This is a genomic window from Polaribacter sp. R77954 (assembly GCF_044595335.1).
GTDB lineage: Bacteria > Bacteroidota > Bacteroidia > Flavobacteriales > Flavobacteriaceae > Polaribacter.
In genome coordinates this window covers 3,726,715-3,741,946 of record NZ_CP138992.1, presented here as the reverse complement: position 1 = coordinate 3,741,946, position 15,232 = coordinate 3,726,715, and the positions used below count along the sequence as shown (strand labels likewise).

Annotated in this window: 16 protein-coding genes; 3 read left to right on the top strand and 13 right to left on the bottom strand. The window is 30.5% G+C overall.

Annotation, left to right across the window (positions count from 1 at the left end; translation table 11 throughout):
* Positions 1–245: 245 nt before the first annotated feature.
* The 4 genes from SJY27_RS16105 to SJY27_RS16090 all read right to left on the bottom strand — a co-directional run bounded on the left by SJY27_RS16105 (position 246) and on the right by SJY27_RS16090 (position 4,066).
* Positions 246–794, bottom strand: coding sequence for an REP-associated tyrosine transposase (locus SJY27_RS16105; RefSeq protein ID WP_397445899.1), 549 nt, complete (start codon positions 792–794; stop codon positions 246–248).
* A gap of 273 nt (positions 795–1,067) precedes the next feature.
* Positions 1,068–1,823, bottom strand: a complete 756-nt coding sequence (locus SJY27_RS16100) for a phosphoribosyltransferase family protein (protein ID WP_397445898.1) — start codon at positions 1,821–1,823, stop codon at positions 1,068–1,070.
* A complete protein-coding gene (locus tag SJY27_RS16095) occupies positions 1,807–3,279 on the bottom strand; it encodes a nicotinate phosphoribosyltransferase (protein ID WP_397445897.1) in 1,473 nt (490 codons plus the stop codon). The genes SJY27_RS16100 and SJY27_RS16095 overlap by 17 nt, the downstream gene beginning before the upstream one ends.
* Before the next feature lie 112 nt (positions 3,280–3,391).
* Positions 3,392–4,066 (bottom strand): NUDIX hydrolase, encoded by a 675-nt coding sequence (locus SJY27_RS16090; protein ID WP_397445896.1) that lies wholly within the window; start codon positions 4,064–4,066, stop codon positions 3,392–3,394.
* A 115-nt stretch (positions 4,067–4,181) separates the two neighbouring features.
* Between SJY27_RS16090 and SJY27_RS16085 the strand changes: the two genes are divergently transcribed.
* Positions 4,182–5,093, top strand: a complete 912-nt coding sequence (locus SJY27_RS16085; RefSeq protein WP_397445894.1) for a septum formation inhibitor Maf — start codon at positions 4,182–4,184, stop codon at positions 5,091–5,093.
* A 61-nt stretch (positions 5,094–5,154) separates the two neighbouring features.
* Complete coding sequence (locus SJY27_RS16080) at positions 5,155–5,601, top strand: KTSC domain-containing protein (protein WP_397445893.1); 447 nt, start codon at positions 5,155–5,157, stop codon at positions 5,599–5,601.
* A gap of 116 nt (positions 5,602–5,717) precedes the next feature.
* On the opposite strand, the gene SJY27_RS16075 is transcribed toward SJY27_RS16080, so the two are convergent.
* The 9 genes from SJY27_RS16075 to SJY27_RS16035 form a co-directional block, all read right to left on the bottom strand.
* The gene (locus SJY27_RS16075) at positions 5,718–6,425 is read right to left on the bottom strand and encodes a pirin family protein (RefSeq protein ID WP_397445892.1); all 708 of its coding nucleotides are present in this window, start codon (positions 6,423–6,425) and stop codon (positions 5,718–5,720) included.
* A gap of 132 nt (positions 6,426–6,557) precedes the next feature.
* Positions 6,558–7,427: a pirin family protein gene (locus SJY27_RS16070; RefSeq protein ID WP_397445890.1), complete on the bottom strand. Its 870-nt coding sequence runs from the start codon at positions 7,425–7,427 to the stop codon at positions 6,558–6,560.
* 96 nt (positions 7,428–7,523) lie between these two features.
* Positions 7,524–7,961 (bottom strand): MarR family winged helix-turn-helix transcriptional regulator, encoded by a 438-nt coding sequence (locus SJY27_RS16065; RefSeq protein WP_397445888.1) that lies wholly within the window; start codon positions 7,959–7,961, stop codon positions 7,524–7,526.
* A gap of 253 nt (positions 7,962–8,214) precedes the next feature.
* Positions 8,215–8,463, bottom strand: coding sequence for a glutaredoxin family protein (locus SJY27_RS16060; RefSeq protein ID WP_397445887.1), 249 nt, complete (start codon positions 8,461–8,463; stop codon positions 8,215–8,217).
* A 1-nt stretch (position 8,464) separates the two neighbouring features.
* Entirely contained in the window at positions 8,465–9,001 is a 537-nt protein-coding gene (locus tag SJY27_RS16055; RefSeq protein WP_397445885.1) for an NADPH-dependent FMN reductase, read from the bottom strand.
* A gap of 162 nt (positions 9,002–9,163) precedes the next feature.
* On the bottom strand, positions 9,164–9,565 hold the full coding sequence (locus SJY27_RS16050) for an OsmC family protein (RefSeq protein ID WP_397445884.1): 402 nt from the start codon (positions 9,563–9,565) through the stop codon (positions 9,164–9,166).
* A gap of 85 nt (positions 9,566–9,650) precedes the next feature.
* A complete protein-coding gene (locus SJY27_RS16045) occupies positions 9,651–9,920 on the bottom strand; it encodes a DoxX family protein (protein WP_397445883.1) in 270 nt (89 codons plus the stop codon).
* Between the two features lie 378 nt (positions 9,921–10,298).
* Positions 10,299–12,803, bottom strand: a complete 2,505-nt coding sequence (locus tag SJY27_RS16040; RefSeq protein WP_397445882.1) for a DPP IV N-terminal domain-containing protein — start codon at positions 12,801–12,803, stop codon at positions 10,299–10,301.
* 68 nt (positions 12,804–12,871) lie between these two features.
* Complete coding sequence (locus tag SJY27_RS16035) at positions 12,872–13,321, bottom strand: nucleoside deaminase (protein ID WP_397445880.1); 450 nt, start codon at positions 13,319–13,321, stop codon at positions 12,872–12,874.
* A 57-nt stretch (positions 13,322–13,378) separates the two neighbouring features.
* Between SJY27_RS16035 and dxs the strand changes: the two genes are divergently transcribed.
* Positions 13,379–15,160, top strand: a complete 1,782-nt coding sequence (dxs, locus tag SJY27_RS16030; RefSeq protein WP_397445879.1) for a 1-deoxy-D-xylulose-5-phosphate synthase — start codon at positions 13,379–13,381, stop codon at positions 15,158–15,160.
* Positions 15,161–15,232 lie beyond the last annotated feature (72 nt).

Below are 15,232 nucleotides of genomic sequence, written 5' to 3'. Positions count from 1 at the left end.
TGATTGGGCTTTCTATTATAATTTAATATTTTTCTCTTTTAAAATCTTTTGTAAACCAATGGATATCTCAAATAAAGAAATATATTTTTAATACTTTTTATAACTTTTAACTATTGTTGTTAAGTTTTTAATATAATCTTCATACTTTAAATCTTCATTAACTGAAATAATAAAAAAATCATTGTTTTTCATAGCATTATAAATTTGTTCCCAAGTTGGCGCGAGCATCTTGCTCGTGCTTTAATCTAATTTAAATCTATTTCTAAAATAGTAGCATCAGCATTTCCATAATTTCTGGCACTACTATATTTCCAATCTATTGGATCTGTTACAAAACCTGCTTTAACAGGGTTTTGATGTATATAATTCAATTTTTGTTCAAAAACTTTTAATGACCATATTTCTATTGGATGGTTATTCTGTTGCCAAAACTGTTTATTGGTTACATTGCTATTTTTTTTACCTGCTCTTTCAAACATCCATAGCATCCAATCTCGTCTACTTTCTTGCGCATTTTCTTCTATCATTTTTAAAAGTTTCCTAGAGGTAAAACCTTTAAAATCTCTTATCAAACCTGAGGGGTCATTTAAAGAGGAACGAAATATTAAGTGAATATGGTTTGTCATAATACAATATCCATAAATTTCCATTCCTTTGTTTTTCCTGCAGAAATCTAAAGACTCTGTAATACAACTATAATATAAATCTCTTGTAAATACATCTATCCAATTTACAATTGCAAAACTTATAAAATAAGCACCAGACTTTTCTCTAAATTTATATTTTCTGCTCATATAGCTAAAATAATCAATTTTCTTTTGTTATTTAAAGCTGCGATTGTAAGCCGTTAGTTTATTCTAAAAAGTATTAAAACCAGAACTATTTAAAGAATTATTTCCTTTTTTTTTTAAATTAGAACATTTTGTTATTTTGAAAAATATAGAAGTTGTTTACGTTCACGAGCAGGATGCTCGCGCCAACTAGGGAATGTCATTTGTCATATTACCTACAACTATATATTAAAGTTATTTAACCTGAATTTGCTATACATTAATAGTTGTACTTTTTTAAATCACTTTAAACTGAGTAACAAAATCATCATTGAAATCTTTATAACTATTCGTGCAATAAATATGATGTATAGCTTCCTTTAATTCATCAAAACCATAGTTAAATTGAGCGTGAGTTACATACAAAAAAACACGCTTTGCTCCCATTAATTGTAGTTCATCTGCTAACAGCTTAAACGTTCTTCCTCCATCAGCTAAATCATCTACAATTAAACAATCTTTTTGATTTACATCTCCTTGAATTTTAATCTTTGGAATTCCATTTATTCTTACTTTGTTTGAAGGAACAATATCTGCATTTAATTTTTCTGCAAATTGATGTGTTGTTTTATACGCTCCTGCATCTGGACTTACTAAAACAGGGTTTCCAATTGAATTAAATGCCTTTTTTACATAGTCAAAACAACTGATTTCTGATGAGTTATCAATTAAAGCCAGAGCAACAGAGCTGTGAGGATGTAAAATTTGAACCTCATCAAAACCACAACTATTTATAAATTTTGAAATTATTTTTAAATCAAATGATTCATTTTTATTAAATCTTCGATCTGATCTTTGACCAATAAGACAATATATTGCAAGCGTTGCAGATTTATTTTTGTTACTTTTATTAGCATCCCAAGCTTCTTTTATAGCTGCAATGGAAAATAAATCTTCGTAAGAATTCCCTCTAATTTTTATATGTAAATCACCTTTCTCTAAAATTTTGGCAGAAACTTGATGGTCTTTAAATTTTTTAATTTCGTAATTCATCTTCTATATTTTTGTTGATGTTTTCTCTAATTTCTGCTAAACTAGTTGGATTAAAAAATTCACCATTTTTGTATATCAATTTTAATTCTCCTTCATTTTCTTCTGTTTCAGAAACTTCATCAATCAGAATATACTCATCATTTTTTAAGGCTACTTTTAGCAAACCTTTTGCCGATTTTTTAATGCCATCATCTGTAATTGGATCTTTAAATATATCTCTTCGTTGTCCGTTTACAACTACAGAGGTTGCTTTCATCGCAAATCCAAAGGTATCTCTGGTATTAAATTGATACGTAAAAGAACCAATTCCTAAAACTACATTTGTGGATGCAAAACCTTTATCATACAAACGTTTGCAAATCTCTTCGGCTCTTTCTGTTGTGATGCTATCTCCATAAATTGCGCCAATTTTTGGATTTAAAACTTTAAATCCTTGTTCGTTAATCGTTCCTCCAAAAACATCCCATAACAATTCTACTACTCCTTTTTGTTTTGCAGTATTGCCACCTAAAGTATTACTTTCTCCGCAAATAATAGCAACAGGATTTCCACTATCTGGACGAATGACCAATTTACCATCTCTAGATAAAATTTCATTTTTTAACTTTGGCAAATAAGCTGTTAATACCTTCCACAAATCCCAAGTATCACTTACTACCGATAAAATACCTGTTGGATAGGTTTTCATTAAACTTCTAAAAGTGTCTATTTCATCTTCTTTTGTACCTGCACACATTACAGAATGTTCTGTTGCATTTACAGAACCTACTACAAAGTTTTTTGCATTATAATACTTTCTTAAACTACTGATAACAGGCAAAGAATCTGACCCCGAAAAAACAGTTGAATGCCCCATACCTGATAAAATTGCGCTTTGCAAACCTCCCATACCTCGCATCGAAAAATCATGACCCTGAAAATCTATAAATGCTACATTATTTTCATCTGTTTTTTGAGCCCACTTTTTAAATATTCTTTTGTAAAGCGTTGCTATTGTTGCAGATGTCATAGGTTGCCATAACATTGCAGACAAAATGGTTTCTAAAAAATTCGTAATCCAATAAAAATCTTTGTGCGTATTAACTACCGAAAGCATTGGCACTCTCATAGGTACCTCTACTCCTTCTTTAATAGCTTTTACTTTTATGGGTAAATATTGTAAATCGTGTAATTCTTCAAAATGAGACACATCGTAATCTGTATTTAAATATAAAGAAAGTTCTTCTTTCATTTCATTACAAACTTCTGACTTACTTTTAGAAAAGAAATTTTCTTCAAAATAATTATCTAACCATTTTATAACATATTGTTGCCCAAAAGAAACCACTTTATTGCAACCTTTAGGCGCATATGTATTGCTTCTTGGTGTCCAATTAGAATAAACTTCTTCTGTGCCTTTTGGATATTGTTGATGATGACCTGTTTTGTATCCGTCTGTTAAAAATAATGCATTCATAATAGTTTAATTTGCGTAATTATAACACAAATATATATTAGAAATACTTATCTCACAAACTATATTTGCGTTTATTTTACACAAATATAGTTACATACTGAATATCAATATTTTAAATTTCAAATATAATTCCTTCTCGTTTTAATTGAAAGTATCTTTTTGGGTTGAATTGAAATAAATTGGCTGGTCTGCCTGAACCTTTAGAGATTTTTTCATCCAATTCATCTAGTACTTTTAAACCCATCATTTTTTTTCTGAAGTTACGTCTATCAATTGGTCGCCCTAAAAGAGTGGTGTATAATTTCTCTAAATCTGAAAACGGAAATTTCTTATCCAATAACTCGAAACCAATAGGTTCGTAGGTTATTTTGGCTTGCAATCGTTGAATTGCCATTTCCAAAATTTCTTTGTGATCAAAAGATAACTCTGGCAATTCATCAATAGTAAACCATTGTGCATCTTCTGCATCTGTAGAAGCAAATAATTTAAACGCATCTGGTCTTACCAAGCCAAAATAAGCAATAGATACTATTCTTCCTCTTGGATCTCTATCTGGTTTTCCAAATGTATAAAGCTGTTCTAAATAATTAATTTTAACACCAGTCTCTTCAAACAATTCTCTTTCTACTGCAGTTTCTAAAGATTCATCGTTTAAAATAAAACCTCCAGGAATTGCCCATTTGTTTTTAAAAGGTTCGTATTTTCTTTTGATGAGTAAAACTGTAATTTTACCTTCTTCATAACCAAAGACAACTGCGTCTACTGTAAGTTTTATCAACGAACTCATAACTATGTGTTTATTTTACACAAAAATAACAAATCCTTTTCATTTTTGTTAACATTCTAAATTCTTAGGTTCTTTTGTAATTATCGTAATTTTGTAATATTCTAAATCTTTAAAAATGAAACGAATGACAGCTACCTATTTTCCAATTCTTTTTAGCATTCTTTTTCTGTTTTGTACAAATACTAAGCAGACAAAAAAAGGTACTACAACAGAGAGCCTAGCAAAAAAAATTGGTAAACACGAAAAATTTAATTCTTACTGGTACCAAGGAAAAGCTGAAATAACGTCATATGAACTTTCTCAAAACAGATATGGAGAAATTAGAACAGGAAGAGCTGTTAACATTTTTGTAACAGAAGATTTTTTACCTGAAAAACAAGTAAAAGCAGATTATAAAAATGACAAAAACATTTCTATTTTAAAATTAAATACCACAAGAAAATTTATCACTGGTATTTACCCTTATTCTATAATGACAAGTACTTTTACACCTATACCTATGAATCAGAATAGTATAAAAATTTCTTATTCTAGTCAAGAATGGTGTGGTAATACCTTTGTGCAACTAAACAATAGAGAAAATTTTGAGGTTAACTTCCATTCTTATTTTGAATCTAATGCTGATAAAAGTTTTACAATCCAAAAAAACATTTTAGAAAACGAGCTATGGAATCAACTTAGAATAAACCCTAAAGATTTACCTGTTGGTACATTAAATATTATCCCTTCATTTGAATACCTTAATTTACATCATAAAGAAATTAAAGCCTACACTGCCAAAGTTACTTTGCAAGAAAAAGAGAATTATTTGGTATATACCCTAAACTACCCAGAACTAAATAGAGTTTTAACCATAAAAGCCGAGAACAACTTTCCGTTTATTATAGATAGTTGGGACGAAATTTTTAGTAAAAATGGACGACAATATAAAAATTCAGCAAAAAAAATAAAAACCATATTATCTGCTTATTGGAGTGAAAAGGGTGACAAGGGTATTGCTCTTAGAAAAGAACTTGGTTTAAAGTAAATATGATGCTCGGAATCCATTTAATATCAATACTTTTGCAGGCATTTTCAAAACAGCAGATATGAAACGTATAAAACAATATAAAAAGCTTTTTAATGTAGAAGGGGCTATTGACTTAAAGGAATTGAAAAAAACCTATAGAGGTTTGGTAAAAGAATGGCATCCAGATAAATTTCAGGATGAAGTAAAAAAAGCTGAAGCTGAAGAAATAAGTACAGAAATTATTGATGGCTATCATTTTTTAGTTAGCATTGCACCAGAAACAAAAGCTGCCAATTTAGACGCTTACAAAACTACCATTACGCAATTTCAAGTTGCAGATTGGCATCATAAAAGTATGTTGTTAGAAGTTACTTTTACGGATGGAAATACCTACGAGTATTTTGGTGTAAATAAAATTTTATTTGGAAAATTTGTGAATGCAAAATCGATGAACAATTTTGGTAAACGAAATATTTTTAATAAGTTTTTATACAGAAAATCTATGAAAGCTTCTGCAATGGCGTAAGTACATCACTATTTACTCCTTTAAAAAAAAGAGGTTATTTAAAAATAATAAATCAGAAAAACAATTGCCTGATTATTGCTTTTAGATAACCTCTTTTATATAAATGCTATTGATTATTAGTGCATAGGCACATCAATAACCAATAATTTACTGTTTTTTGTAGCTTGAATAGTTACTGCTACTGTTTCAGAAATTCCTATTGCATCTCTATGCTCTAAAATTTCGTCTGCTACTTTTACTTCGCCATCAATTAAGAAAAAATAGGCACCATTTTTTAGTTGGTATTCTTTTTCAGAACCTGCTTCTAGATCAATCATAGCAATATAGGCTTGTTGGTTGATTGGCAAAGAGCCTTCCACTTGTTTATCTCTTGGAGAAACTAAAGTTTGAAATTTGTTTTTTCTATCAGCCTTATTAAATAATTTTTGATCGTAATAAGGGGTAACTTCTTGTTTTTCTGGGATAATCCAAAGTTGTAAAAAGTTACTTTCTGCAGTTTTACTATCGTTAAATTCAGAATGTGTTACTCCTGTTCCTGCACTCATTACTTGCACCTCTCCTACTTCTATAGCACGTTTGTTGTTCATACTATCTTTATGAGATAATGCTCCTGTAATTGGTATAGAAATGATTTCCATATTTTTATGAGGATGTGTACCAAAACCCATTTTTGGCTGCACTACATCATCATTTAAAACACGTAACATCCCAAAATTCATTCTTTCTGGATTTTGATAAGATGCAAAACTGAATGTATGATACGATTTTAACCAACCATGGTTTGCGAATCCTCTTGTGTTTGCTTTGTGAATTATTTTTTTCATTATAAACTTGTTTATAACCTTAAAATTGATTCAAGGTCTTGTTATTTTCTAGATTCTTGACTACTCAAGAATAACATTTTTTATTTTTTATAAATACCTACAAGGTTTTTAAAACCTTGCAGGAGGTTTATATTAATACAAATAGCCCATTTTGCCTTGTTGATAATCGCGCATTGCTTCTAAAATTTCAGTTTGCGTATTCATAACATAAGGGCCATATTGCGTTACTTTTTCTTGAATTGGTTCTCCTGATAAAATCAAAAGAGCACTCGCTTTTTTGACTTCAAATTTTATGGTATTTCCATCTTGATTGAAAACGATCATTTGATTTTCGCCTTTTTTTAAAATTTGAGTCTCATTTACCAAAATCTCACCATCTAATAAATAAATTAAAGATTGATGACTTTCAGGAATTTCAATTTCTAACTCTCCATTTTCATCTGCATTTGCTGTAAAAACATTTACCGAAGTTTGTGTTTTAATATTGCCTGTTACATTCTTCTGATTACCTGCAACAATATTTAATTGTACTTTTTTATCCTCAGAAAATACTTTCGGAATCTGCTCATCCTCTAAATGTTGATAATTGGGTGGCATCATTTTATCTTTTGCAGGTAGGTTTAACCATAATTGAATCCCCTCTAAATCGCCTCCTTTTTTAACAAATTCTTTGGTGGGTGCTTCTGCATGAATAATGCCACGTCCTGCAGTTGTCCATTGTACACCTCCACCTTTTACAATCATTTCATTACCTAAAGAATCTCTATGCAATTGCTCTCCTTTAAATAATAGAGTGATGGGCTCAAAACCTCTGTGAGGATGAGGACCTAAATCGAAAGGATTGTTGAATTCTGATATGGCATAAGGACCATAATGATGCAACAATAAAAATGGATCTACATTTTCGATGCCTTGTGTTGGTAATGGTTGACGCAGACGAATTGGCCCCATATTTACCAACGGACTTGTTACTGTATTATTTATTGTTTTATATGTTTTCATGCTGCTTTTTGTATTCTTTTCTAAGTTTTAAAAACCTTATCATTTCTTGTTTCTAATTTAAATTATTTCCCAAGGAAAGTATTTATATAAATTTTTTTAGCGTATTTTATCTAACAAATCACTTAAAATAGTGGCTTCTTCATCTGTTAATTTATCTAAAAAAGATAGATTTTTATTATCATCAATGGTATTTAGCAACTCTAAGCCTTGGTTTTTTATTTTTACATAAACCACTCTTCGATCATGCTCACAACGCTCTCTTTCAATTAAAGATTTATCACATAATTTATCCATTAAACGTGTTGCATTTGGTGCTCTTTCTATCATTCTATCTTTTACAATTTGCACCTTAATTCTATCTTTTGCACCTCTTAAAATTCTTAAAATATTATATTGTTGTGGAGAAATTCCATAGGGTTTAAAAAACTCATTTTCTTTACTACTTAACCAATTAGACGTGTATTTTATATTGATTAACGCCTTTATTTTTTCAGTTTTAAACGTAGAATTTATGTCTTTAGCAATATCGCCCATATTCAGTATTCAGTATTCAGTATTCAGTATTCAGTATTCAGTATTCAGTATTCAGTATTCAGTATTCAGTATTCAGTATTCAGTATTCAGTATTCAAAAATAAAAAAGTGAATTGGTAATTAATTATAATAAAAACTTATCCTATTTATCATTAATATACTCTTGTCTATCTTCTAAATTCTCTCTTCTATATTCTCTCTTCTCTCTTCTATATTCTATATTCTGACTCCTATAAAAGTCTTTTGTCTAAAAACTAGGCCCTCAACTTTAAATCTTGCATTATTTTATTAAACTCTTCTGTAGTGGGTGTTAAGTACACTTTATCATCTACAAATAACGTTGGAAACTTTGCAATCCCACCATACAATTGTTTACTGTGTTCTCTGGCTTCAACATCTTTAGAGATGTCTTTATATACATAAGGTTCATCTGTAGAATTTAAAAAATTTTTAAAAGCCACTGTGTATGCGTGTCCTTGTTTACCGTATAAAACTATTTTCATATTATGAGTTTATATAATTTTCAAATTCGTTAACTTTTTCTAATAAAACAGTTAATAGTTCTTCATTTACCACTTTACCTTCTTTAAAATTAGCATAAAAATTAGGGAAAGAAAAACTCACCAATTCTTTAGCACCCATTCTAGAAAAACGAGCTATACCAGCTGCTAACACAAATTGGCCTCCTAAACCTCCTGGTGATGCTGCCATTAATAACAATGGTTTGTCTCGAAATACATTTCCTTCTACTCGAGATGACCAATCGTAAATATTTTTAAAAGCAGCAGTATAAGAACTGTTATGTTCTGCCAATGATAAAATAAAACCATCATAGGAATCAAATAAAGCTGAAAATCGTTTAGCGTCTTCTGGTAAACCATTTTCTTTTTCCTCATCTTCACTATATATTGGCATTTTAAAATCTCTTAAATCAATTACCTCAAAAGCTGTATTTTGTAAATTTTCTGCTGCAAAGGTTGCCAATTGTTTGTTAATTGAAGTAGAGCTTGTGCTACCTGCAAATGCTAATATTTTTTTCATAATTTCTTTATGTTTAGTTGTGTATTCGTTTATTCTCGATATAATTTTTCAAAGAAGAAAAATCACTCGAACTGACAGACTGGAAGCTAAAAAGAGTTTTCACTAAAAATTGCTTCTGCAAACTTTTCTTTCAACTTCAAACTCCCAGCTTCAATCCATTTTTTACTGAATACTGCTCACTATTTCTGTTTCTCCTTTTACCATTTTAACTACAGGACATTTACCTGCTATTACTAAAAGCTTTGTTCTTTGCTCATCAGAAATTTCCTTCTCAAAAGAAATCTCTTCAATCAAAGACTTTTTAATTCCTGTTGGTGTCAATTGTTCTTTTTGAGAAACGATTACTTTAATTTTACCAACATCCCACCCTTTTCTTTCTGCATACATTCTTAATGTCATCGAAACACAACCACCAATTGCTGTTAATAAATATTCTACTGGAGTTGGCCCTGTATCTCCTCCACCAGAAGAAATGGGTTCATCAATAACCACAAAATGATTCCTAATTTTTGCCTCAGCTAAATATTTTTTTTCTGATAATAGAACTTCTGAGGTTTGTTTCATTAGGCTTGTATCTTTTTCTCTGTAAAATAAGAGGTTAGTAATAATATTGTTGCTACAACAGCTCCCATTTGTTCTCCATCACCTATCATATAATGTGCAAAAAAAGCCAATACAAAAGCAAAGAAAAACCTGCATATGCCCATTCTTTAATCGATTTATTGACTACAAACCAAAGAGTTGCAACCCCTAACAATTTAATAATTCCATAAGGATATATGATATAGGTTGGATACCCAAAACTATCAAATGCTTTTGCAATTTCTGCATAATTAAAAAAATATTGACTTACCGAAAAAAGCATTAAAAGGGTTAATAAGCCTGTAGAAATGTAATACGTTATTTTAGTTATCTTCATTATCAGAGTGTATAATCGTATGACAAAGTTACAATATATAATTTTATTTACCAAGGAAAATATATCCAAGGAAATATTTAAAGAAAAAGTCATTAACCTAAGTTATAAAGCTGAGTATAATCAATATTAAAAGTTTTAACTTCTAAATATTATTTTTAAAACTGATGGTATTGACTGCTGAAAATTAAATATTCAACACTTAACTTTTCATTAAATAACCGAAAAGTTACCCTAAAAACGAAATAACATTTTATTGGTGTCAGCTATTTTATAAGAACACAATAGACAAAAAAAGTCCAAATTTTAGTTGTTTTCTAAAACTTGGATTTTCATTGAGATACGTTTAAATACCCTTAATCTAATTCACTTTAAAAGTGATTATTTTAAAGCTTTGTCTCTATTCATTTCTACAATATCAACAAAATTAGCTTCTTTACCTAGCAAATGTTTGCTAAAGTAATCGGCTTTTCTCCAAAACCAATATTCTCTATTTTTAAAACCATGTCTGCTTCCAGGAAACAACATAAAATCAAAACGCTTGTTGGCGTTCATAAAAGCATTTACCATTCTAATGGTCCCAGATGGATGCACATTGTTATCAACATCGCCAGTGGCCAGTAAAATGCTACCTTTTAAATTGTTTGCTAAAGATTGATTTTTATCAATCATATATTTATACTTTATTTTTCCATCTGCCTGAATTTCTTCTTTAATTCCATGATGCGTTTCACTCCACCAAGAATTATACACTGTATTATCGTGATTTCCTGCAGATGATACAGCCACTTTAAAGAAATCTGGATACACTAACATTGCAGCAGTAGACATAAATCCACCACCTGAATGACCAAAAATTCCTACTTTTTCAATATCAATAAAATCGTATTTATCTGCCAATTGTTCTGCTACGTATTTTTTATCAGCCAAACCATAATCACGCAAATTTCCATACCCATAAGTGTGATACCATTTAGAACGTGCAGGATGACCACCTCTGTTTCCTAAAGTTATTACCACAAAACCTACTTGTGCCAAACGATCGGTTCTGTCCATATACTGAGAAAAAGATTTGTTTACAGCCTCTGTTTGTGGCCCAGGATATACATATTCTATTAATGGATATTTTTTGATAGAATCAAAATTGTAAGGTTTATACATTACACCATAAATATCTGTAATTCCGTCTGCAGCTTTTGCTTTAAAAGGTTCTGGAAACTTATAGCCAGCTGCAAATAATTGCGATAAATCTGCTGCTTCCAATTGCATTACTAGCTTACCATTGGCATCTCTTAATTCAGATTTTGGCACCGTATTTACTCTAGAATAATTACTAACAAAATATTGATTGCTATCTGAAACACTTACTGACGAATTATAATCACCAGGATTTAAAGACTTTAAACCTGTACCATTTAAATTGATTTTATATAGATGTGCATAATATGGATCTTGATTTTTAGCAATTCCGTTTGCCGTAAAAAATAACTCTCTTGTTTTTTCGTTAATTCCTTCGAAGCTATCTACATGATATGGTCCACTAGTTACTTGTTTTTTTAAATTGCCATCAGTATCATACAAATAATAATGTCCCCAGCCATCTCTCTCAGACCAAAACAATATTTCTTGCTCATTATTAAATAATCGTATAGATTTTCCTCTATTTTCAATATATACATTAGAATGTTCTTCAATTAAGGTTTTTACCTCACCAGAAGCAATATCAGCAACATGAATATCTAATCTTTTACGATCTCTACTTACTGTACTAAAATAAATCTTGCCTTTTTTTGATAACAGTTTTGTAGGGTTATGCTCATCTCTTCTATCTGATTTTTTTCTTGGATAACTATAAATACTTAGGGATTTTTGTACAGTAGAATCTAACACAATTTCTTTTTTTGATTTTGATGGCATATCAAAAACCAACATTTGGTACTTATAAAACTCTTGTTCTCCAGGCATATGATATTTATACGTTTCTAATTCTGGACGCCCTTTTTTAGTTGCGTGAATCACCCATAAATCTTCTATATGTCTAGAGTCCGTTCTTGTAAAAACAAACTTTTTAGAATCGTGAGACCAATATCCATAAATACGTTGTTTATCTTTTTCTGCTTTTAACTTTTCTTTATCTGTTTTTCCATACATTCTGCCTCCATAACTAAAATTTCGTTCACCATCTTTTGTCCATTGATGCTCTACTATTGTGGTATCCTTTTCATCTTTTACAGCCTTCAAAAAATTTTGTTTATCCATCCAATACAAATTGTAATTCTTTGAATACAATACAATTGAACTATCAGGAGCAATAGTTGCCCACTTTTTCCAAGGTTCTTTCTTTATCTTTTCTGTATCTAAAATCGTTAATCCATTACCACCTAATTTATATTCTAAATGGTATACTTTCTTTTCCATTTTAGGTTTGCCTTTCTTCTTCTTTTTGGCTTTGATAGTATCATTTTTTACTTCATCTTTTTCTTCTTTCACCTCAACCTCTTCTTTTGAAGTTATATAAAAACGAATGGCTTTTTCATCTTTAGTAAACGTAAAACTAAATCTAGGCAAATGCTTTGCTTCATAAGGATCTTTAGTAATTTCAGACAACCATTTTGCCATTTTCACATTGTCAAACAATGGCTTTTTGGTTTTTTTATCAGCATCTACCAAATAATATTTAGCACCTTCTGTTGATGTTTTGTATTGATACCAAAATCGGTTTCCTTTTTGTAGCCAATTTGGTCTTACAGAAGTAGAATGTACCATTTTTGCCATTTTTGTAGGCGAAAATCGAGCTGCTTGTCTGTAATTTGGTTGTGGTGTTTCTTGTGCTTTAATGGCTAAGAGGGACCCTAAAAACAATAGGGTTAATAACGTGTTTTTCATTGTAAAGATTTGAATTAAGATTTAAAGTTACATGAAAAGAAATGTCCTAACAAAACTTTAACAAATCCTTAATTCAAATTTCGTTTTTCAATAAAAAATCGCTTTAAAATTTGAGAACATTCATTTTCTAAAACCCCAGAAATTACTTTTGTTTTTGGGTGTATCTTTGTTTTTAAATTTACAAAACCTCTTTCTGGTTCAGAGGCTCCGTAAACAATTTTACCAATTTGCGCCCAATAGCTTGCACCTGCACACATTTGGCAAGGCTCTAATGTTACATACAATATACAATCTTTTAAGTATTTACCTCCTAAAAAATCAGCAGCTGCCGTAAACGCTTGCATTTCTGCGTGTGCAGTTACATCGTTTAAGGTTTCAGTTAAATTATGCGCTCTTGCTATGATTTGATTATTGAATGTAACAATAGCACCTACAGGAATTTCACCTTTATCAAAAGCAATTTCTGCTTCTTGATAGGCTTTTTTCATAAAATATTCATCATCAAAAGGCTGTATCATTTTTAAGCTTATAAAAAATCAATATTACAAAAAGTTAAATTGTATTTTTGTATTTGAATGAAAAATTTGTTGAGCAACATAGCGAATCCTCAGGATTTACGAAAACTTAATCAAGAGCAGTTACCACAATTGGCAAAGGAATTGCGAGAATTTATTATAGATATCGTATCTACAAAAGAAGGCCATTTAGGAGCAAGTTTAGGCGTTGTGGAATTGACCATTGCTCTACATTACTTATTTGATACCCCCAATGATTTGTTAGTTTGGGATGTTGGTCATCAAGCTTATGGACATAAAATTTTAACAGGTAGAAAAGACGTTTTTCATACTAACAGACAATTTGGTGGTATTGCTGGTTTTCCATCAAGAAAAGAAAGTAAATTTGATGCATTTGGTGTTGGGCACTCTTCTACTTCAATTTCTGCAGCTTTAGGCATGGCCATTGCCTCAAATTTAAAAGGCGAAACAGAAAAACATCATATTGCTGTTATTGGTGATGCCTCAATTGCAGGCGGAATGGCTTTTGAAGCGTTGAATCACGCAGGAGTTTCTAAAGCCAATTTACTCATCATTTTAAATGATAATGCTATTGGTATTGATCCAGCAGTGGGTGCTTTAAAAGAATATTTAACTAGAGTTAAAAGCGATAAAAAATTAGCAGCGCAAAATAATATCATAAAAGCACTGAATTTTAATTATTCTGGCCCTATTGATGGGCATAATTTACCAAAATTATTGTCAGAATTAGAACGATTAAAATCTGTAAAAGGTCCAAAATTTCTTCATATTATCACTACCAAAGGTAAAGGTTTACAAAAGGCTGAAGAAGACCAAATAACCTATCATGCTCCTGGTAAATTTGATAAAATTTCAGGAGAGCGTTTAAAGAAAGAAGCTAACTTATTTACAAAATATCAAGATGTTTTTGGCAAAACCATTGTTGAACTCGCAGAAAAAAACGATAAAATTGTAGCTATAACACCAGCGATGTTAACAGGCAGTTCTTTAAACTTAATGCTAAAAAGATTTCCTAAACGAACTTTTGATGTAGGGATTGCAGAACAACATGCTGTTACTTTAGCTGCAGGAATGGCTACACAAGGTGTAGTACCTTTTTGTAATATTTATTCCACTTTTTTGCAACGTGCTTACGACCAAGTGATTCATGATGTGGCTTTGCAAAATTTACCCGTAATTTTTTGTTTAGATAGAGCTGGTTTGGTTGGCGAAGATGGTGCTACACATCATGGTGTTTTTGACATAGCCTACCTTAGGTGTATACCCAACCTAATTATTTTTGCTCCAAGAAATGAAATTGAATTGCGCAATATTTTATATACAGCTCAATTGGGTTTAAAACATCCGATTGCCATTCGTTATCCTAGAGGTTATGGCCATCTAAAAGAATGGCAACAACCTTTTTGTAAAATTGAAATTGGTAAAGGAACCTGTTTAAAAGAAGGTAATAAAATTGCTATTTTAAGTGTTGGAACCATTGAAAAAAATGTTTCTGAGGCGATTCTTTTATCCGAAGAAAAACTAAACAAAAAAGGTTGTATTTCTCATTTTGATATGCGTTTTATAAAACCTTTGGATGAAAACTTATTACACTCCATTTTTCAAAAACACGAAACAATTATTACTGTAGAAGATGGTGTAATAGTGGGCGGATTTGGCTCTGCTATAATTGAGTTTGCTGCCAAACATCATTATACAAACACAATTAAAACCATAGGTATTCCTGATAAATTTATAGAACATGGTGCTACAAATAGCCTTTTGTACGAATTAGGCTTAGATGCCAAAAGCTTAGCAAATTTGTTTCAATTATACCTGTAAAACGCTTTGCATTAGGGAAATCAAATTTCAATTAAAATTTAAAAAAAAGGATTAAGGTCATTTTATTTTTAT

Excerpts from the sequence above, each read along its gene's own strand:
- SJY27_RS16105 (WP_397445899.1), bottom strand. The coding sequence starts at position 794 with ATGAGCAGAAAATATAAATTTAGAGAAAAGTCTGGTGCTTATTTTATA.
- SJY27_RS16100 (WP_397445898.1), bottom strand. The coding sequence starts at position 1,823 with ATGAATTACGAAATTAAAAAATTTAAAGACCATCAAGTTTCTGCCAAA.
- SJY27_RS16095 (WP_397445897.1), bottom strand. The coding sequence starts at position 3,279 with ATGAATGCATTATTTTTAACAGACGGATACAAAACAGGTCATCATCAA.
- SJY27_RS16090 (WP_397445896.1), bottom strand. The coding sequence starts at position 4,066 with ATGAGTTCGTTGATAAAACTTACAGTAGACGCAGTTGTCTTTGGTTAT.
- SJY27_RS16085 (WP_397445894.1), top strand. The coding sequence starts at position 4,182 with ATGAAACGAATGACAGCTACCTATTTTCCAATTCTTTTTAGCATTCTT.
- SJY27_RS16080 (WP_397445893.1), top strand. The coding sequence starts at position 5,155 with ATGAAACGTATAAAACAATATAAAAAGCTTTTTAATGTAGAAGGGGCT.
- SJY27_RS16075 (WP_397445892.1), bottom strand. The coding sequence starts at position 6,425 with ATGAAAAAAATAATTCACAAAGCAAACACAAGAGGATTCGCAAACCAT.
- SJY27_RS16070 (WP_397445890.1), bottom strand. The coding sequence starts at position 7,427 with ATGAAAACATATAAAACAATAAATAATACAGTAACAAGTCCGTTGGTA.
- SJY27_RS16065 (WP_397445888.1), bottom strand. The coding sequence starts at position 7,961 with ATGGGCGATATTGCTAAAGACATAAATTCTACGTTTAAAACTGAAAAA.
- SJY27_RS16060 (WP_397445887.1), bottom strand. The coding sequence starts at position 8,463 with ATGAAAATAGTTTTATACGGTAAACAAGGACACGCATACACAGTGGCT.
- SJY27_RS16055 (WP_397445885.1), bottom strand. The coding sequence starts at position 9,001 with ATGAAAAAAATATTAGCATTTGCAGGTAGCACAAGCTCTACTTCAATT.
- SJY27_RS16050 (WP_397445884.1), bottom strand. The coding sequence starts at position 9,565 with ATGAAACAAACCTCAGAAGTTCTATTATCAGAAAAAAAATATTTAGCT.
- SJY27_RS16045 (WP_397445883.1), bottom strand. The coding sequence starts at position 9,920 with ATGAAGATAACTAAAATAACGTATTACATTTCTACAGGCTTATTAACC.
- SJY27_RS16040 (WP_397445882.1), bottom strand. The coding sequence starts at position 12,803 with ATGAAAAACACGTTATTAACCCTATTGTTTTTAGGGTCCCTCTTAGCC.
- SJY27_RS16035 (WP_397445880.1), bottom strand. The coding sequence starts at position 13,321 with ATGATACAGCCTTTTGATGATGAATATTTTATGAAAAAAGCCTATCAA.
- dxs (WP_397445879.1), top strand. The coding sequence starts at position 13,379 with ATGAAAAATTTGTTGAGCAACATAGCGAATCCTCAGGATTTACGAAAA.